22 protein-coding genes and 2 pseudogenes are annotated in these 18337 nt (G+C 47.0%); 15 read left to right on the forward strand and 9 right to left on the reverse strand.

From position 1 onward, the window contains the following. Positions 1-72: 72 nt before the first annotated feature. Together KIH86_RS28160 and KIH86_RS28165 are read left to right on the forward strand one after the other, a co-directional pair. Positions 73-651 (forward strand): sigma-70 family RNA polymerase sigma factor, encoded by a 579-nt coding sequence (locus KIH86_RS28160; RefSeq protein ID WP_223083189.1) that lies wholly within the window; start codon positions 73-75, stop codon positions 649-651. Beyond that, on the forward strand, positions 641-1624 hold the full coding sequence (locus tag KIH86_RS28165; protein WP_223083188.1) for a hypothetical protein: 984 nt from the start codon (positions 641-643) through the stop codon (positions 1622-1624). Before KIH86_RS28160 ends, KIH86_RS28165 begins: the two co-directional genes overlap by 11 nt. Before the next feature lie 224 nt (positions 1625-1848). On the opposite strand, the pseudogene KIH86_RS28170 reads toward KIH86_RS28165, so the two are convergent. Together KIH86_RS28170 and KIH86_RS28175 are read right to left on the reverse strand one after the other, a co-directional pair. After that, positions 1849-2220 (reverse strand): annotated as a pseudogene (locus KIH86_RS28170) (SDR family oxidoreductase); the annotation flags it as partial. A 125-nt stretch (positions 2221-2345) separates the two neighbouring features. Further along, positions 2346-3239: an AraC family transcriptional regulator gene (locus tag KIH86_RS28175; protein ID WP_223083187.1), complete on the reverse strand. Its 894-nt coding sequence runs from the start codon at positions 3237-3239 to the stop codon at positions 2346-2348. A 236-nt stretch (positions 3240-3475) separates the two neighbouring features. Here KIH86_RS28175 and KIH86_RS28180 point away from each other — a divergent pair, with 236 nt between their 5' ends. Continuing rightward, on the forward strand, positions 3476-4303 hold the full coding sequence (locus KIH86_RS28180) for a DMT family transporter (protein ID WP_235775667.1): 828 nt from the start codon (positions 3476-3478) through the stop codon (positions 4301-4303). A gap of 15 nt (positions 4304-4318) precedes the next feature. Further along, a complete protein-coding gene (gene csaA, locus KIH86_RS28185; protein ID WP_223083185.1) occupies positions 4319-4651 on the forward strand; it encodes a chaperone CsaA in 333 nt (110 codons plus the stop codon). Positions 4652-4748: 97 nt separating this feature from the next. Here csaA and KIH86_RS28190 read toward each other — a convergent pair whose 3' ends face one another. Further along, positions 4749-5180 carry a MarR family winged helix-turn-helix transcriptional regulator gene (locus KIH86_RS28190; RefSeq protein WP_223083184.1) on the reverse strand — a complete coding sequence of 144 codons (432 nt, stop codon included), beginning with the start codon at positions 5178-5180 and terminating at the stop codon, positions 4749-4751. Between the two features lie 181 nt (positions 5181-5361). Here KIH86_RS28190 and KIH86_RS28195 point away from each other — a divergent pair, with 181 nt between their 5' ends. Next, complete coding sequence (locus tag KIH86_RS28195; RefSeq protein WP_223083183.1) at positions 5362-6630, forward strand: amidohydrolase family protein; 1269 nt, start codon at positions 5362-5364, stop codon at positions 6628-6630. A gap of 34 nt (positions 6631-6664) precedes the next feature. On the opposite strand, the gene KIH86_RS28200 is transcribed toward KIH86_RS28195, so the two are convergent. Next, a complete protein-coding gene (locus KIH86_RS28200; RefSeq protein WP_223083182.1) occupies positions 6665-7117 on the reverse strand; it encodes a GNAT family N-acetyltransferase in 453 nt (150 codons plus the stop codon). Between the two features lie 391 nt (positions 7118-7508). Here KIH86_RS28200 and KIH86_RS29720 point away from each other — a divergent pair, with 391 nt between their 5' ends. The 6 genes from KIH86_RS29720 to KIH86_RS28230 all read left to right on the forward strand — a co-directional run bounded on the left by KIH86_RS29720 (position 7509) and on the right by KIH86_RS28230 (position 11978). Next, complete coding sequence (locus KIH86_RS29720; protein WP_235775668.1) at positions 7509-7616, forward strand: hypothetical protein; 108 nt, start codon at positions 7509-7511, stop codon at positions 7614-7616. Positions 7617-8009: 393 nt separating this feature from the next. Next, complete coding sequence (locus KIH86_RS28210) at positions 8010-8822, forward strand: inositol monophosphatase family protein (RefSeq protein WP_223083181.1); 813 nt, start codon at positions 8010-8012, stop codon at positions 8820-8822. Between the two features lie 142 nt (positions 8823-8964). Further along, entirely contained in the window at positions 8965-9456 is a 492-nt protein-coding gene (locus tag KIH86_RS28215; RefSeq protein WP_223083180.1) for a phosphotransferase, read from the forward strand. A 48-nt stretch (positions 9457-9504) separates the two neighbouring features. Next, positions 9505-9945, forward strand: coding sequence for a phosphotransferase (locus KIH86_RS28220; protein WP_223083179.1), 441 nt, complete (start codon positions 9505-9507; stop codon positions 9943-9945). 493 nt (positions 9946-10438) lie between these two features. After that, positions 10439-11278, forward strand: coding sequence for a membrane protein insertase YidC (yidC, locus tag KIH86_RS28225; protein ID WP_223083178.1), 840 nt, complete (start codon positions 10439-10441; stop codon positions 11276-11278). A 322-nt stretch (positions 11279-11600) separates the two neighbouring features. Then, positions 11601-11978, forward strand: a complete 378-nt coding sequence (locus tag KIH86_RS28230; RefSeq protein WP_223083177.1) for a hypothetical protein — start codon at positions 11601-11603, stop codon at positions 11976-11978. Positions 11979-12104: 126 nt separating this feature from the next. Here KIH86_RS28230 and KIH86_RS28235 read toward each other — a convergent pair whose 3' ends face one another. Continuing rightward, complete coding sequence (locus tag KIH86_RS28235; RefSeq protein ID WP_223083176.1) at positions 12105-12878, reverse strand: NADPH-dependent oxidoreductase; 774 nt, start codon at positions 12876-12878, stop codon at positions 12105-12107. Positions 12879-13040: 162 nt separating this feature from the next. Between KIH86_RS28235 and KIH86_RS28240 the strand changes: the two genes are divergently transcribed. Continuing rightward, positions 13041-13580 carry a MarR family transcriptional regulator gene (locus KIH86_RS28240; RefSeq protein WP_223110784.1) on the forward strand — a complete coding sequence of 180 codons (540 nt, stop codon included), beginning with the start codon at positions 13041-13043 and terminating at the stop codon, positions 13578-13580. Beyond that, a complete protein-coding gene (locus KIH86_RS28245; protein ID WP_223083174.1) occupies positions 13558-14334 on the forward strand; it encodes a class I SAM-dependent methyltransferase in 777 nt (258 codons plus the stop codon). The genes KIH86_RS28240 and KIH86_RS28245 overlap by 23 nt, the downstream gene beginning before the upstream one ends. Before the next feature lie 16 nt (positions 14335-14350). Here the strand turns inward: KIH86_RS28245 and KIH86_RS28250 are convergent, their stop codons facing one another. Continuing rightward, positions 14351-14566 (reverse strand): hypothetical protein, encoded by a 216-nt coding sequence (locus KIH86_RS28250; RefSeq protein WP_223083306.1) that lies wholly within the window; start codon positions 14564-14566, stop codon positions 14351-14353. On the opposite strand from KIH86_RS28250, the pseudogene KIH86_RS28255 reads away from it, so the two are divergent. Continuing rightward, positions 14496-15122: pseudogene (locus tag KIH86_RS28255) on the forward strand (MFS transporter); the annotation flags it as partial. The gene KIH86_RS28250 and the pseudogene KIH86_RS28255 overlap by 71 nt on opposite strands. Positions 15123-15257: 135 nt before the next feature. Here KIH86_RS28255 and KIH86_RS28260 read toward each other — a convergent pair. Next, complete coding sequence (locus KIH86_RS28260) at positions 15258-15995, reverse strand: SDR family oxidoreductase (protein WP_223083173.1); 738 nt, start codon at positions 15993-15995, stop codon at positions 15258-15260. Positions 15996-16171: 176 nt separating this feature from the next. On the opposite strand from KIH86_RS28260, the gene KIH86_RS28265 reads away from it, so the two are divergent. After that, positions 16172-16738, forward strand: a complete 567-nt coding sequence (locus KIH86_RS28265; RefSeq protein WP_223083172.1) for a TetR/AcrR family transcriptional regulator — start codon at positions 16172-16174, stop codon at positions 16736-16738. Here KIH86_RS28265 and KIH86_RS28270 read toward each other — a convergent pair. Both KIH86_RS28270 and KIH86_RS28275 read right to left on the reverse strand, forming a co-directional pair. Then, on the reverse strand, positions 16735-17664 hold the full coding sequence (locus tag KIH86_RS28270; RefSeq protein ID WP_223083171.1) for a GNAT family N-acetyltransferase: 930 nt from the start codon (positions 17662-17664) through the stop codon (positions 16735-16737). The two genes, KIH86_RS28265 and KIH86_RS28270, sit on opposite strands and share 4 nt — an antisense overlap. A gap of 230 nt (positions 17665-17894) precedes the next feature. Continuing rightward, a complete protein-coding gene (locus KIH86_RS28275; protein WP_223083170.1) occupies positions 17895-18308 on the reverse strand; it encodes a MerR family transcriptional regulator in 414 nt (137 codons plus the stop codon). Positions 18309-18337 lie beyond the last annotated feature (29 nt).

Here is an 18337-nt window from a genome sequence, read left to right on the forward strand (position 1 = left end):
TTATAATGAAATGAACCTTTTTTTATCCTTAGAGCCAATACCCATTGTAAGACCCGATTGGAGGCCGGCCCTATGAAGGAAATAGATTTGACCCCACTGCTTATCCGGATGAGACAGGGGGATGAAGAAGCATTCCAAATCGTTTACGAATCGACGCGTGATCATGCATACCGGTTGATCGGTTATCTCACTCGGAATCAGCATGACGTTGCGGATATTATGAGCGAAGTATACGTAGAGCTGTTCCGAAGTCTGCATTCGTACGATCCGAAGAGAAGTTTCTCTTCATGGTTTAACGGTTTGATTGTGAGACAGGTTCGGAACTGGAAGCGGAAAGAGTGGCGTCTGTTTCGCATTGCGGAAAAGCTAAAAGTAGGCATCTCTAATTCGAGCGATCAAACAGAAGAGCGGCGAATACAGGAAGTGGGTGATCGGCTGGATCTGCTTCCGATTCTGCAGACGCTCCCGCTTAAATTCAGGGAAGTGATCGTCCTCCGCTACTACCAGGATTGTACACTCGAGGAAATCGCCGAATTGTTGAAGGTGCCGTTAGGCACAGTGAAATCCAGACATCATCAAGCGCTTAAGCATTTGCGCCGACGATTCGAGCATCTCGGATTGAGAAAGGAGGGGGAAGGCTTTGTCTATTGAACAGCAATTGGTGGAAGAGTTCAAGCGAGATTCTGAGAACAGGAGGTGTCCTCCCGGCCTGGATGCCCGAATTGCGGCCGAATACAGGCAGCTGGTGGTGAAACAAAGGGGAGAACGTCTCATGTTGAGAAAAGGGAAAACAGCAAAAATCATTTGGATCGCCGTCATCGTGCTCGTCGTTTGCGGTTTTGGATATGCGGGCAACGAACTCCTATTCGAGGATCATAAGGATCGGTTGGCCGTAAACTACCAAACCGATCAACAGCTCCACTTGGAAGCGGCCGATGTGGAGAAGATCCGCAGTTCGTTAGCGGAAGTGAAAGCCAAATTGGCACCTGGGGACACCGCAGTTGTCTACTTGAAAGACTATGAGTTAAAGATCCAGGGATCACCTGTAGTCTTCGGGATTAATAATCCGGTTTCCTTGAAGCCGGACGCATGGAGAGCAGCGCTGAAGCAGCATAACATCGGGGAGAAGTTACCCGAATCCCTCCCGGGGATGTTCAAGCTTGCGGAAGGCATGGAGGCTTCACCCTATCGAATTATTTATGGGACGGATGCTTACCAGCTCCTGGACGAGATGAAAGCCGAGAGTCAAAAGACGGGAAGCCGCGTATTATGGCGTAAAACCGAATTATCCGCAGATCAGCCGATTGTTCCCTATACATCTGTATACCGGAATTCGTCCAATGACACGATTTACGTAACCTGGGAAGTTGCCGACGGTGACACTGACGTTAAGTTGTTCCAGGCTGCACCGCCTAACACGGAATACGAGGATATAACGATCAACGGCGTTACTGCGCATTATTTGATGAACGATCAGGCGCTGTTCGGTCAGAGCACTATTCAACAAGATGTAATGTGGCTCAAAGAAAGCGGAACACAAACGATCATCTACCACGTGCAGTCCGATTCCACAACGTTGACCAAGGAACAATTAATTCAGGCAGCCCAAAGCTTGTTGCAATAGGATGCTGGTCAGTTCCGCATTGCAAGGAAAGATTGAGAAAAGGAGCCTCATTTCGAGGCTCCTTGTGAACTTCTATGTGTTTTAGATGCTATATCCTTGCGCTGTGGGGCGGACCACTATTTCACTGACGTCCACATTATTTGGTTGCTCAATTGCGAACGCAAAAGCGCTAGCGATAGAGTAGGGGGATAAGCCGATATTCTGATAAGCTTCGAGTTTGGCCCTGCTGCTATCCCATACAGGACTCCTTTAATGTTGATGTCGATCATGTCCTCCCATTCCTCGACCCGCAGATCGTCAAAGGGAGACATTGGCATGACACCGACATTGTTGACAAGAACATCAAGCTTACCAAATTTCTCGCATGCCAATTGGACAAGGTTTGAGAGGTCTTCGGACCGCTTCACGTCAGCGGCTAGATAAGCTGCCTTGCCGCCAGACTTCTCAATGCGGCTGGCTATAGCTTCAAGCTGATCCAATCGGCGCGCACCAAGTACGACTCGGGCTCCTCTCTCGGCAAGCAGCATTGCAGTTGCTTCACCGATCCCGCTGCTTGCACCTGTAATTACAATTACTTTATCTTTTATTCCGGACACACTCACCACTGATTTTTCCTTGTAGACAATCAGCGCTCAAGAGGTGGGTAATTGAGTCGGTGAATAACAAGACATACTGATCAACATGGCAGATTCCTATTCAAGAGGGTATCCCCACCGTCAGTTCATTCATTAATTTCATTTCTAAATTTCCGGTAATCTTTCGGCGTTCTATCATAATGTTTTTTGAAAGACTGAATAAAGTGATTGGCATGATTGAAGCCCACTCTATGGGCTATTTCGGTTATTGTATAGTCTGTTGAATATAATAGCTCGCAGCTTTTCTTAATCCGGTACTTAATCAAGTATTCGTAAGGGGTCATATGGATGGTTCTCTTAAAGCCGCGAGTGCATTCCGAAACGCTTAGATGCGCTGCATCAGCAATCTCTTGCAGTGTGATTGGACTATAGTAGTTCTGGTGGATGAAGCTGAGCATCAATTGAAGTCTTTCTTGCTGCAGCTTCAAGTATTTCGGCGCCTCTTCAGAAGAGAGCGAAATGTTGGAAATTAAGGTGAACCATAGCTGAACCGTTTTGATCGAAGCCTCATACTCCCAGCCCCAGCTTTTTTCCATATCAAATTTCGTCTTCATCTCCCGCAGCATTTCCAGTACTTGTCTTTCCCATTCCACATCTCCCCTGATTACCAATGACACCAAGGAAGAGTCTGTATAAGGTCGTACATAATTTTGTTCCATGGCACTGTCCGAATAGAAAGCCAGCAGCTTCTCGGGAAAATTAAAACTGATATATTGACCGTTAGCTGTCAGGTTCGTAGTAACATGAAGAACGCCCTTGTTAATAAAAATGGCTTGGCCTGTCTCTAATTCATAATCAATCCCGTTCACTTGTATAACCAGTTTTCCTGTAGTAACCAGCGTAATTTGCAAATCTTCATGCCAATGCAAATCGTTAAATCCTCTACCCTCTGGGATGCTTCCATGAATGGTATGGGTGTACATGATATATGGAAATGAAACATCGGGATATGAAATAGTCTCGTGCAATTGCTTTTCCATTTCTGCAGGCTCCTTTCTCATGACGATATTTCTATATAAATGAAAGATATATTTACACAAATTATAAATTAATGGTGATATTATTATATCAGATTTTTCAATCGATTAGCCCAATCCTGTGCACGGATGGAAAGAATCCTGGAGGCGTACATGTGAAAGTGAAAAAATCGTCGTTACCGTTTCATCCGTATATATTGCTCTTCATCAGCATACTGTCTGTTTCGGTCTCTTCCATCATGATCAAATCCTCGGATACTCCAACCTCTGTCGCAGGAATGTACAGATTGTATCTGTCCGTCATTATTATGCTTCCTTTTGTATCCTGGAAGACTCTCCGATCCTCAGGAATGAACACAAAAGATTGGCGTACCGTCTTGTTAGCCGGCCTCTTCCTCGGGTTACACTTCTTGTGCTGGATGGAATCCTTGGTATATACCTCCGTTGCGAGCTCCATGGTCATCTTGTCCTTGCAGCCGTTATTTGTCATGATTGGTTCATACTTCATGTTCAGAGAACGGAGCAACATCTTAACCATACTTTGTTTAATAGCAGCTTTGTTCGGTTCAGTGATAATAGCTTGGGGAGACATCGGGGTTTCGAGAGAAGCGTTAATAGGAGATGTATTATCTTTCCTGGGAACCATTTTGGTGTCGGCATATATGCTGGCAGGGCAGAAGGTAAGCCGCAAAATTGACGCCAATTTATACAGCGTGATTGTCTTTTTCATTGGCGGGAGCGTCATGCTGGTCTACTCTCTATCCAAACATATGTCTTTGATCGAATACGACTCTTCGGATTGGACCTATTTCTTGTTACTTGCAATCATCCCGACAATATTTGGGCAATCTATATTTAATCTATTGTTAAAATCCATAGGTGCAACTACTGTTTCGGTAGGCATTATTGGAGAGCCTGTTATAGCCATCATCCTTGCCTTTTTTATCTTGGGAGAAACAATTTCTATCTTTCAGTTCGTAGGCGGGGCGATGACGTTGCTGGGCATGAGCATGTATTTTTGGGTGCAATCCTCAAACTATGCAGCAGCTCAATATCGATCTAATTGATGAGGTGAATGTGAAATGGCAACGATTGATGATTTTTTGAAGCTGGATATTCGTGTTGGGACCATTGTTAAAGCCGAGTTTTTCGAAAAGGCCAAACTGCCTGCCATTAAACTTGAGATTGATTTTGGACAGGAACTTGGAATCAAGACATCCAGTGCACAAATTACCAGAAGATATACGGCTGAGGATATCATCGGGCAGCAGGTAATAGCCGTGGTCAATTTCCCTCCGCGCCGTATAGCCGGGTTTAAATCAGAGGTATTGGTTCTGGGAGGAGTACCCGAGAAGGGAGATGTCGTTCTGTTAAAGCCAGAATTCAAGCTCCCTGACGGAACACCGATCGGGTAATGGTTCATTCGAGAAGGCTTGCTCCACTTGTGTGCAATTGGGGTGAGTCTTCTTCTTGGTAAAAGAGTCTCCCGGATCGGAAGAATCCGATACCTGGCTACATGGTCTCTTTTACTTTGATTAATAGTTTCATGAAGGTCTCGCTTTCTGCTTCGGTAAGGCCTTGGGTAATGCTTTTTTCTACTTCCATGAAGATTTCGTTGAATTCTTCGACGAGATCGGTTCCTTTTTTCAACAAGTATATTTTCTTCTGCCGCTCGTTATCCTTCGGAATCACCCGCTTGATGTACCCCTTTTTCTCCAACCCCTGAAGCATGCTGGTGATGGTGGCTCCCTTGCGGCCGAAATGTTCGGCCAAATCCTTCTGGATCACGCCTTTGTCCTGATGTTCAAAAATGTAGCCCATCATCTGCCCCTGCTGAGCATTCAATCCCAGTTCTGACAATCGGATGTTGGACATGTTTCTGATTTTCATTCCGATGGAACGGATCAAGTACGAGTAGGGGGTGTGCGGATCATGTTCTGTCATCGTGCGCCTGATTCCCTTTCTATAATTAGAATTCTAACTATGAGGCTATCTTAATGTTCCAACGCCTAATTGTCAAACGCATATTGTTAGCACTATTTCAGTTTATATATTGACAGTTAGAATTCTAATTGTTATAGTTCGATCTATAAAGGCGAATAAGTTTGTTAAGGAGGAACACGCAATGGTTACAGCAATTACAAATGCGCGAATTTTTGACGGGGAACAAGTAATCGGGGCCTCAACCGTTCTGCTCGAAGGCGAACAGATCATTTCGATTGGCGGTGAAATCCCTGAGCATGCGGCGATTATTGATGCGAAGGGAGGAACTTTGCTGCCGGGTCTGATCGATGCTCATGTTCACACATCCGTAGAGGGATTGCGCGACGCGCTGAGATTCGGTGTTACGACCGAGCTGGAAATGATGGGCGGGTTCACGAAAAGTGGCCGGGAGGCGCAGCTGCAAGGAATCGAGGATATCGCCGATGTGCGTTCTGCCGGGATGGGGGTCACGCCTCCCGGCGGGCATCCCGATGAACTCATGCCCGGGGACGGGGAAATTCCGGAGTTCGTGCTGAAGGAACTGGAGAAGATGAGCGAGGAAGACCGCAATGCCTTGATGGCTGCTCATGCGCATGATCATGGAGAAGCGCCCGCGCTTGCGAACCGCGATGAAGCCAAGGCATTCGTTAACGAGCAAGTCAGCCAGGGCGCCGACTACATCAAGATTATGATCGAAGAAGGGACTGTGTTGGCGGCACCCGGCCTGCCTGTCTTCGGTCAAGAGATTTATAGAGCGGCTGTCGAGGAAGCGCATCGGCATCACAAGCTTGCGATAGCCCATGTATTGACTGCCGAATCCTCCAGACAAGCGATCGAAGTCGGGGTCGACGGTCTCGCGCATTTATTCATTGACCGGCCGGAAGCCACTGCGGGCCTGGTGAAAATGATTGCGGACGAAGGTGCTTTTGTTACGCCATGTCTCGTCCTGAATTCCTCGATTATCGGAAATCCTGCGTCGGAGCTGGCACAAGATCCGCGTGTGAGCTCCAAGCTGAGCCCTGAATGGATGGATACCCTTAATGCCAGCTTCAATACCTACCCGCAAGGCAGCATGAAAGACAATTATCGGAATGTGATGGACCTTCACCGTGCAGGCGTAGACATCCTGGTGGGAACGGATGTATCCGTGCCGGTTCCATCGTTGGGAGGGCTTGCCCATGGCGCCAGTGTGCATCATGAGATGCAGCTATTGGTGGAAGCGGGGTTCACGCCTGTAGAGGCTCTTCAATCTGCGACTTCGAAGACGGCTCGCCGCTTTGGCCTGGATGATCGCGGACGTATCGTGGAAGGGGCAAGGGCGGACCTGGTGTTGGTGGACGGCGACCCGACAACCCATATCTCGGATACGCTATCGATCCGTGAGGTATGGCAGCGGGGTGTTAGAAAGTAAGTTCTCGAACCACCTGTATCAGAATATCGTTCCATTATAAATCTTGTGACAGTCGTATCATGTCTATAACTTGTATACCATTTTCAAATATCTCTTCATCGTAATGTCTAATAAAAAAGTCTCTGTCTACTCCAGTTATTCTAAAGCCGCATTTCTGATAAAGGGCAAGCTGCCCAACACTTGAATTTCCAGTACCGACTTCAATTGTTTTGGCTCCTAGTTCCCTTGCAATTTGTATTGCATGTTTCACCAACTGTTTTCCAAACCCTCTGCCATGATTCTGTTCATTAATTGCTACATTTACTAATTCAACTGTATCGGGTCTTGTTAACAGTAAAACATAGACTCCTATGATTTGATCATTCAGTGAGGCGATATAACAATGTCCTCTTCGGAGATATTCCTCAACAAGCTTCTGTGAAGGATCTGCTAATAGTAATAATTCAAATGGCGGGAATTCGTGCGTATTTAACTTTCGTATTTGCATGTATTACACCTCGATTTTTTATTGTTCCCCTGCTATCATTTGGCATCTTTTGTCGTGTTAGCGGCAGGGCGATAATTAGATTGTCAATAGTATCAGGACGTCGAATATTATATATAATATTTGATGTTTATCAGAAAGGAGGCTGAAGGGCATGATGAAGTTCTTTTTTTATCGTTAATGGTCGGGAACCCTTTAAGGATCTTGTCCGGAGGAAAGAGAAGGCCAAGCTCCGTCGCCCTCTCCACAATATCGTGATACGCAACACGCGTCAATTCGCAGGGACCTCCTTTGATAACGAATACATTCTATCATCTGAAAAATTGGTAAAAGCGGGATTCACGCCTGTGAAGCCCTTCAGTCAGCGACTTCGAAGACGGCCCGCCGCTTTAACCTGGATGACCGCGGACGTATCGTGGAAGGGACAAGGGCGGACCTGGTGTTGGTGGACGGCAACCCGGCAACCCATATCTCGGATACGCTATCGATCCGTGAAGTATAGCAGCGCGGTATTAGAAAATAAAGGGGAGAGCTTGATGGCGTAACCCCGAGTGCACAAGCTGTGGCTTCACTGAATTGGACAAAGCTCTGGGATAACCAGGGCTTTGTGTGTTGTCTGGGGCCTCCTGCGAGATGCCTTTATCATTTAGGCGTTAGGGTGAGAGTGATGCGGGGAGCCGTATCATAAGTAGGGGCAAGTTTTTTTGGTGGGAGACGGGCAAGATTGCTTGCGAAGCATGAGGCTAGGTAATCGTTGTCGAAAAGAAAATGCCCCCTTAAAGGGGGCCGTGGTACTGGGTCACGAATATAATATATGTCTGAAAATTTGCTTGAAGCGGTTAAGGGGCAGAAATGCTCAATCCGATTACGCACTTTAAGGAGGAATGGGAACGAAATGAAGTACGACCTTCGAGAATTAGCGGTGTTTGCAGAACAGACTATAACAGAAGCGGGTGACAGAATTTCCGAATTGCGCAGTCGGGTAAAAATTGAAGTCAATTACAAGGATTCGGGTGAACTTGTGACATCCGCTGATTTGTTATCGGAAAGAATCATTCAAGAAGCCATAATGGGTAAATTTCAAGGTCATCGAATCCTTTCGGAGGAAAATGGAGTACACAACTGGGATAATTTCAAGTTTGACGGTCCAGTTTGGGTGATAGATCCCTTAGATGGAACAGTTAATTTTGCTCGGAACCTACCGCATTACGGCGTTTCATTGGCTTTTGCCCTTGATGGTGTAGTGCTGGTAGGAGCAGTATATGCGCCAGATTTGAACTGTACTTATGTTGGGATTAAAGGGGAAGGCTCCTATTGCAATGGTGAGCGTTTACGAATTCGTAAATGTACTTCGCTACTAGATGCTGTCATTGGCACTGGTTTTCCGCATGATTCAACAAAAGTGCAACCAGCAATTGAAAGAGTGAATCGACTCAGAAGAAACTGTCGTGACATTAGGCGTTTTGCCGCACCAACAGTAGACATTTGTTATGTGGCGTCCGGAAAATTAGATGCGCATACGGAAAGTCTTTCACCATGGGATGTAGCCGCCGCAGGCTTGATTGCACGGGAGGCAGGAGCATTGAGTTGCCATGTACAAGCGGTGCCTGATGGCATCCCTAATGAACTCTATGGTGAAGAGGTCGTATTCACAACACCTGGAATCTTCGATGATCTCTTGACATTATTGCGTATGGAATCAGAATAAAAGGTCCAGTCTCATTTCAACATTGTTGCACATGTGAAAACGTTAGGGATCAGGAGGAATCACTTGAGAGACATGGGATTTAATGCAAACTGTCAAGTAGAAAGGCTGGTTTTAGATGCCGTTAACGACTGAGGGCCAATTAGTGGACGAAATCGCGGGCTGGCTGAAAAAGCACTTTTCGGTTGAGTTGCTGTCCGCCGAGCGTGTAAGGCGTGGGTTAAAGAACGAGAAGTGGATTGTCGAGTCGAACAAGGGGCGGCTGTTCGTCAAAAGCTATCACCCCGGACGGTTTAAGATGCATGATCCGGAGTTTCGCGGCAAGATTGAAAATGCGCTGCAGCTGCAGCTTCTTTTTTATCAGTCGGGAGGACCGTGTCCTGAGCCGTTGACGCTGGAAGGGCACTGCATGCACATCCTGCCGTGCGGAAGGTACATGGCTGTCATGACGTGCTGTCCAGGCGCTATGGTGCCTGCCGGCATGATCGGTGAGCATAGAATGCACTCACTCGGACGAGCTGCTGCAGATATGCATGTCGTCTGGGATTCCGCGGCGGCATTAGGATTGGGAGCAGCAGTGCCGTCAGAGGAACCGGCTTGGCGGTTGTCTCGCGAGGAGATGGAACGCAACTGGTAAGTAAGTTGGGATGCAGCTCGTAACTCGTCCAAGCGTGTCCGGAACGCAATGCAATTACAGAAGACGATTATTGATTCACTTGGAGATGATGACTTTACGCCTCTGACTGCGGGCTGGGCCCACCTCGATCTGTGGGCAGACAACCTGCTTTTCGAAGGAGACGCTCTGGCAGCCATCGTTGATTTTGATCGAGCACGCTACTCGTTTCCTGCGCTGGACCTCGGGCGGGCTGTCCTTTCCGGCACGCTCAGCGAGCGCGGGTTCCGCAAAGATGCGGTGGTCGCGTTCATTGAAGGCTACCGTAATGTGCGGTCGCTGCCACCGGGCTCGCTTTTTAGGGCAATCAAGTACGTCTGGTGTATCGAATCGTTTTGGTGGATTCAACCGTCGCTCGAATCGTCGAGCGTAGTCCCAGTCCGTTTTGCCAAAGAAATGATTTACACCGCGGAGCGTTGGGAGCAGCTGGACGCCCTTCTTGGGGATATCTAGCCGGATGTTACGCTAAACTAGTGCACGGACTTGCCGTTACAGACAGCGCGGAGAACCCTAACAAAGGGCAAGTTATTTTTTGCGGAATTCCTTGCGGGGCATGGATTTGTATATATGTGTAAGCTAACAGGCAGGTTAGAAACCACACAGTTTCTCTAACGTATAATCATTATTCAAATTATTCCAATATGGCTCATGCGGAGGTGAACTTGACTGGAGCATTTTTATGACTTGGTTCAATTGGCATTTACTATCGCTCTCATCTCTTCCATAGTGATACTTCCATACACCTATTTTTCTTTACAAGAGATACACTGGGATCATGAAATTGCTGCAGCCGGTTCAACTTGGTTTGTGGCTGTCAGACTGTCGCAACAGAGCAGCATTCAGAGGTGGATAGTACGTACCGTCAGACGAAGAGAAGCGCCTGATGATGACGACAATGGTCCTTCCCTACATTGATATTCCATACTTTCAATTAGGGAGGACCACGATGAAAAAGATTTTGTTGCTCCAAAAATGGGCGAAGCCCATTCTCGTCATGTTGATTGGGGTTATTCCGATCATTGTGCTTAGCGGGTGTTCGACAGCATCCCAATCAAACTTGATTAATGCCGATTCACCAGGGATATTTAACCACTATTTTATTTATCCATTTTCGATCTTGATCAAATTCTTCGCGAATGCACTTCACGGAGATTACGGATTATCAATCGTGATGATGACTTTCATCATCAGACTTGCGATCATGCCGCTCATGATGATTCAAACCAAGAAACAAATGGACATGAAAGAAAAGATGGCCGTCCTCCAGCCGGAGTTAACTGCACTTAAGGAGAAGTATAAGAACGACGTCAGTGCGGATGCAAAAAAACAACAGCAAGTCGAGATGATGCAGCTCTACCAGAAGCATCAATTTAATCCCTTAAACATGGGGTGTTTACCGATGCTTATCCAATGGCCGATCACCCTCGCATTTTACTACGCCATTCGTCGTACCCCAGAGATTGCAGCTCACGATTTTCTGTGGTTTAGCTTGGGGAAAACAGATATGATATTGCCGCTTATTGCCGCTGCGGTGTATTACGTTCAATTTCGCGTGTCTCAATCCGTTTCAGCGCAGTATCAGCAAAATCAAAATAACCAAATGGCTTTCATCGGATTGTTGTCACCGATCATGATGGGTGTGTTTTCTTTTACGATGCCTGCCGCGTTACCATTATATTGGGCGGTTGGTGGTATATTCATTATCGTACAAACGATCATACTCAATAAGATGTACACGAAGCCAAATGTAGCGAGTAAAAACATACCCACTGGTGTAGAAGATTAATAAAATTGAACCAGTCATAAGACAATACTAATAATGAGTAAAATGAAAGGGCCATTCCTGCAAAGGATGGCCCTAAAACTTGCCGTTACGGACAGCGCGGGGAGCCTTATCATAAGTAGCGGCAAGTTTAACAGTATTCGCCGTTTCGTTAGGATTGGTCCGCAGCCAGGCGACTGTTGGAAATGTGTCTTGGACGAAAGCGATTATTTCCGATATTCAGTTGGGATGTTGTCATGGAGGGGACGGCCGGGTAATAACTGTGAACAGAACTTTTGAATAGACTGCATTTGGAGCGGAAGCCAAGAGTGGGGAGGTACAGATTATGGCGGAACATGTAGTATCAGGGGTTAGCTCGGTTCAGGCAATTATGGCATACGGCGGCACACAGAGCGATGTCAGTTCCCTGGAGAAGCAGCGAGACCGGCTGATAATGGAGCTGGACAAGGTAAATGCGGCGCAGGACGGCGAGACGCAGAGTTCTTACCGCCGAGAGCAGCTGCAGAGACAAATCCGACTGTTAGAGGTCAAACTCGCGCAGAAAGTCGGGAGCAGCGCTTCCGTTGATTTTGTATCAGCTTCCCCGCAAGACCAGCCCCCGCTCTTGCGGAATGAGTGGAAGGGAGGCCTTAAAGGCATCGGTCTGGCTGATCCCCGGACGGCTACGGTGAACTCGGAGGGCCATTTCAACGAGTTAATTTAGGCAACTGAGTGAAGGTGCGACAAGCGTCCAGTGATGAACGGGCCCTTTCGCACCTTCTTTTTTGAGCCATCAACCATCGCGGTGAGCCATATCTTAAGTAGAGCGAAATCGCCGCTGCCCCCTCGTTCAGATGACGTTTAAGCCCTTTCCGTGTAAGTATTCCGTCATGCTGCCGAGCGGCATTTTCAATTTGAGCAAGTCGATGTGACTCCGTGACCAGCCGGCGTCGCGGTTGTTCTCGCTGCGGGTCTGGTAGTAGCGCTGCATGACATGATCATACAACTCGATTTGTTCCCGCAGTTCGCTCTCGGATGCGTAGCTATTCTCGAAGTAAACGGCTTCTAACGGAAGCCGAGGCTTAATCTCGGGCTGCTGGTCGGGTATGCCGACCGCTATACCAAAGAGCGGAACGACATACTCAGGCAGAGCAAGCATCTGGTCAAGCCGTCGAATGTCCTTGTTGACTGACCCCATAATGACGGCGCCAAGACCGAGCGATTCTGCGGCTAGAACGGCGTTCTGTGCGGCAAGCGATGCGTCGATGACAGCTGTTTGGTATACGGTGGAGCTCTCCAACATCGTTCGCATGTCCATCTGTTCTTGTTCATTGCCCATAACCGTGAATCGTTTCAGGTCTGCGCAGAAAATGAACAGATGTCCATTCTCTTCGATATACGGTGTCTTCGTGATCTCGCGGAGCTCGCGCTTCAAAGCCGGATCGGTAAGGCCGATGATCGAGTAGGCTTGCATGAAGCGGGAGGACGAAGCCATCTGCGCGGCACGAACGATGGTTTCGATCTGGAACGGCGCCAGCTTCTCGTCCTTGAACTTGCGGATCGAGCGATGATTCATGATCGCTGCGAGCACTTCGTTTGACGCGGATGCGGAAGTTTTATTCATTGTAAGTCACTCCTTATTATTTTTTTGTTTCTTGGAAACAATATAGCATCAAGGGAGTGTTGAAGTCAACATTGTTTCTTAGAAACAATATTTACGGACCTGGACTTCGTTTGTTATACTGGGAGCAAAGAGCAATCAAACATGGAAAGGCAGCGTGGAAACATGGATCACCCTCACGACGAGCTGCTGTTGCGGGAAGTGTTCGAAACTTTTACGCAATTTGCGAAGAAAATAATGCAAGAGGACGATGAGGAGAAGGCCTGGATGCTGGCGCAAACCTCAGATCTCGAGGTGAAGGCTGTGATGCAGCAGATGACATTAATGATGGTTCATGTGCTGGATGCGATTGGCAAGTTCGACCAGGTGAATGGAACGGTGCTGTCGAGTCGGTTCGGCATTCCGAAAGGGACCGTTTCTAAGCTGGCGAGACGTCTGGAGGAGCTCGGCTTGATTACGTTCGAGACCATTCCAGGTAATAAGAAGGAGCTGCATTTTGCGATAACGCCGCTGGGAGAGACAATTTATAAGATACACGAGCGTCTGGATCAGCGCATTCTGGAGGGCGCAACCCGGTTCATGGCCGATTATTCAGAGGAACAGTTAAAGTTCATTAGGGATTTCATGAGCAAGCTGATATCCCATTCGTTCCTCCAGGATGACCACTTTAAGGAGGTGGAAAATGGATTTACGCCTGAAGTTTAATGAAGATGTACTAAATTATGACAAAATGCGCCCAACGTATGTAAAAGAACTGTTTCATGATGTGATTCAATTTTCAAACTTAAACAATAGTAAGCAAGCTCTGGAAATAGGTATAGGGACAGGACAAGCCACATTGCCTTTTCTGGAGACCGGCTGCAAGGTTACGGCGATCGAACTTGGAGAATCTTTGGCTAAGTTCTCGGCTGACAAATTTTCGGAATTTGCTAACTTCAATGTGATCAATCATGATTTTGAAAGTGCAGTTCTTGATCATAATCACTATGATTTAGTGTACTCGGCGACAGCTTTTCATTGGATACCGCACGAAATTGGATATCCCAAAGTCTATCAACTTTTGAGAAGTGGCGGAGCATTAGCACTATTTTGGAATCGTCCGTTTCCAGCCAGAGAAGGTGACCTTCATATTGCAATGCAGAAAGCCTATGACAAATATGCACCATTATTTAAAAAGCCGGTATTAGCACACAGACACAGCGAAGAGAACGGTTTGGAATTGGTCAATACAATTGAGCGATACGGTTTTATTGATGTAAGTTTTAAGCTATACCATCGAACAAGAACATTTGATGCTAATAGTTACGTTTCACTTCTTAATACGTATTCAGACCATAGGTCACTACAGGAGGATCAACGGATTCTGCTTGAACAAGAAATAATAGAAGCAATCAATCATTACGGCGGACAGATTGATTTACACGATACAATAGAATTATTCTTAGCCAGGAAGCCTTGAGGTCTTAGACCAACTGTCAGCCGAAACGCTGATAGGCTTTGAGCGATTTGGCGAACATTTTTTTGATTTGCTTCATGTCTACACTCTGACCGATCCGCTCTGTCCGGGCGTAAAGCTTCTCCAATGCTTCCTGGTGATTCATATGCGGATTCATGGACAGCCTGCTTGCGGCGTTCGTTCTGAATGCGGCTATTCCTCGGGTCAAAGGCGACGAACCTGTTCCCTTGTCCAAGCAACTCGCCTTTCTCAAGAATGGAAATGTCTCACTAGGACTTGCCATTACATTCTTCTGGTTAGGCGGGTATTCGATCGCCTATACGTATATTTCACCGTATCTCCTCGATGTTGCCGGGTTGAGCCCGGGATTGCTTAGCGAAGCTTTGTTAGCCTTTGGAATCGCCAGTCTCATTGGCTCCAAGTTTGGCGGCTTCAGCGCGGACAGATGGGGAGTGTTCCCGACATTGACCTGGGGGTTGCTTCTACACGTCATGGCTCTTATTCTCCTCTCGGTTGCCGTTTCCGTTAACCATTCGTGGCTGCCTATTATGGGTTTGCTCGTGCTGTGGTCGTTTGCCGCCTGGTCTACCGGTCCGACACAGCAAGTTAATATGGTCCGGATTGAGCCGAAGTATTCGGGCATCATGTTAAGCCTGAACCAGTCGATGCTGCAGTTGTCAATGGCGGTCGGTGCGGGAATTGGGGGGATCGTCATCGACAGGGTAACTTTATCCGCAATCACATGGGTCGGTATTGCAGGAATCATCCTTGCGATTGTTGCAGCTCTTCTATATGAAGCGGCGGTTATATCCAGTGAAATAAAGCGTCTCAAAAGAGAAAGCCATCCCACAAAGGATGGCCCAAAACTTACCGTTACAGACAGTGCGGAGAACCGTGCCAGGCGCACATTTTACTGGAGGCAATGTTCAAAGCACGGTCGGTCTAACCATAATTTCACTAACCAGAGTGTCATCAGGTTCATTAATGGCAAAAGCAATGGCTCTGGCAATGCTGTATGGAGAAATACCCATATCCTTAATTTGACTGGCCATTGCCTGTACTTCCGGGCTGGTAATGCGATCGAGCAGTTCGGTTGTAGTCAGCCCTGGAGCTATTACGGTAGACCGTATGTGCGAAGTCGGGGATTCTTCCAGGCGCAGCCCTTCCGAAATTGCTCTTACGGCGAACTTGGTAGCCGAGTAGACAGCTGATGCCGGAGCCACATGATAACCGGCTGTAGAAGATAAGCTGATGATATGGCCGGATTTCTGCTCCCGCATCGTTGGCAATACTGCTGCAATGCCATACAGAACGCCTTTGATATTCACATCGATCATCTGATCCCATTCATCAACTCTTAGCTCAGACAGCTTGGAATTCGGCATGATGCCTGCATTGTTGATTAATACATCGATACGGCCATGCGTATTCAAGGTGAATTTGGCCAAATTCTGCATTTCCTCGGCAGAAACAACATCCGCTTTTACTGAAAAAGCGTCACCGCCCCCCTGTCTGATTTCATCAACAATTGCTTGCAGACGTTCTTCTCTTCTGGCAGCCAGTACGACCTTCGCGCCGTTTTGAGCAAGCAGCTTCGCAGTTGCTTCTCCTATGCCGCTGGAGGCTCCTGTAATAATGACCACTTTGTTCTGAATATGTTCCATGAGTTACTGCTCCTTTGCTAACCATCAAATATATAACACGCGTTGAATATCGGACGTCCGTTGCTTAAAATTATAGATAGTAGCCCCGAATACTCAATGGTTAACTGATGCGTATATGTTGGATATCCAACAGTGCACCGGGAATTGTTGATGATCTTAAGGAGGTAACAAATGCAATGGAACATGCCGTAAAAACCGACCGTCGCATTCTCCGCACAAAGCAATCCATTACGAAGTCCTTTTTGGAGCTGTTCGAGGAAAAAGATTTCGAAGCCATTACGATTAACGATATCGCGGAACGCGCCAATGTTAACCGTGGTACCATTTATCTACACTACATGGACAAATATGATCTCTTGGACAAATGCATTGAAGAGCGCATTAATGAATTAATTTCGCTGTGCAAGAGAGGGGATGCCGATGAAATTAATCAAGAGCTCATTCATGAGCCAAAACCGTTTTTTGATTATTTGCGGGACCACTTCCCGTTCTTTTCTTCCATGTTCTCGAATCAAAGGGCTTTTGTATTCCAGGACCGACTGCAGCAATTTATCTCCGTCAGTCTTATGGATAAATTGAATAAGCAGGGCAATAAGTCTGATGTCGAGAATGAGATCAATGCTCAATTCATGACTTCTGCTTTTATCGGGATTGTCGAGTGGTGGGTTCGTAATCAAATGCCGCATTCCACGGATTTTATGGCCGATCAGGTCCGGAAATTATTTGAGAAAAATCAGAATTAGTTCTCTCCTAAGACATAGCTGAACAAATTTACACTTTGGGCCGGGGCCAGCTTGTTGTAAAGGTTTTGGGCTTCCGGACCAAAGCCGGTTAAATAAGCGTATTCAATTCCTTGCTGATGCAAGCGATGGAAGCACTCCCGGATAACAGCCTCTGCCAGGCCCTTTCTTCTATATTCCGTATGGGTGCAGACTTTTTCGATTTCGGCATAGTTATTCTTGTAATCAACAAAGGCAACACAGGAAGATAGATGCCGTCCCTCCTGATCCACAACCGACAGATCAAACTCGGGAGAAAAACACGGGCTTTCTCTGTTATACTCGTACTGTAGCAAATCCAGTTTGTTTAGCGCTTCTGTTCGAGTTCCATTGCTCCAGGCATTTATTCCTAGCATTGCCTTTCCTCGGAGGTCCGGGTTCGCCAGCATATCCTGAACCGTAAACTCTTCACGGAGCACGATACCTTCCGCCGCTTTCTCCCTCAAATGATACTGTCCGGTTATGGCTGACCCCCCTTTTTTTCGAAAACCTGCCTTCTCCAGCTCCTGCATCAACAGATGATGGTCTTCATGTGCATCCGTGCTTAACGCCCCGTTACGGTCGTTCCAATTGGTTATCGCCCATTGAAGCATTTCGGAATAGAGGAACCCGTACCCTCTCCTTGCAAAAACATTGAAGTAACTATCGCCATTCTCGGATATCACAAAGCCGATTAATTCGTTGAAGTTGTTAAACCAGAGTTGTGCATTTTTCCTCATAAAGCTGGGAAAGTACTTTTCCTCGTTCCAGATCCCAAATTTCCAATCGCCTAATCGCCCTATTGTCCAAATGAACCGTTCTTGTCTTACCGCATAATCATCAACCAAAAACTGCCACAAACGATCGAAATCATATTTTCTGTCATCAAATGCTCGATTCTGGATTTCCATAGCCTCAAGTTCCTTTCCTGGGCATTCAAACGCCAATGGGGCAGGTATGTTTCATGACCTCACTAGCGGCTATAGTTTAAAAATATAGACTCGGCATATGTGATTCAAGGCACAATATGAGTTTAATTAAACTTGCCCTAACAGACGGCTGGAGCTCTTGGGGATCAACGAGCTGATGACCTGGACCGAAATAATGACGAAGATCTGGAGAAGTTAACTTCAAAAACACCTCAATCAGAGGTGCCGACATGCCAACTCCTTAGCATCTCCTCGGCTTTTTGCGGGTCGTTCATGAGCAAAATCCGGTACTCCAGCATCTTATTGAGGGTGTCCAGCATCTGGTCATATTCTTGCTTCTTGCGTTCGATCTCCTCTTTCTTGCCTTGAATCCAATCGATAATCTGCAGGTTGGTCCGCGAATTCGTATCGTGGTCTTGCAGAGCTTCCTTTAATTCAGCCAGCGAACAGCCTATGGACTGGAACTTCTTGATTAGCTTTAGCCGATCGATTGCCTCTTCCGAATAGTTGCGGTAATTGTTGCTTTCCCGCCGGACATGCCGGTTATCCAGCAAGCCTTCCTTTTCATAAAAGCGGATCGTATGGATCGTTAACCCCATCTTGTCCGCCAGTTCCTGAATTCTCATAATCATTTCTCCTTCGGAGTGCTTGCCCT

This window comes from Paenibacillus sinensis (assembly GCF_019904155.1).
Lineage (GTDB): Bacteria > Bacillota > Bacilli > Paenibacillales > Paenibacillaceae > Paenibacillus_AQ > Paenibacillus_AQ sinensis.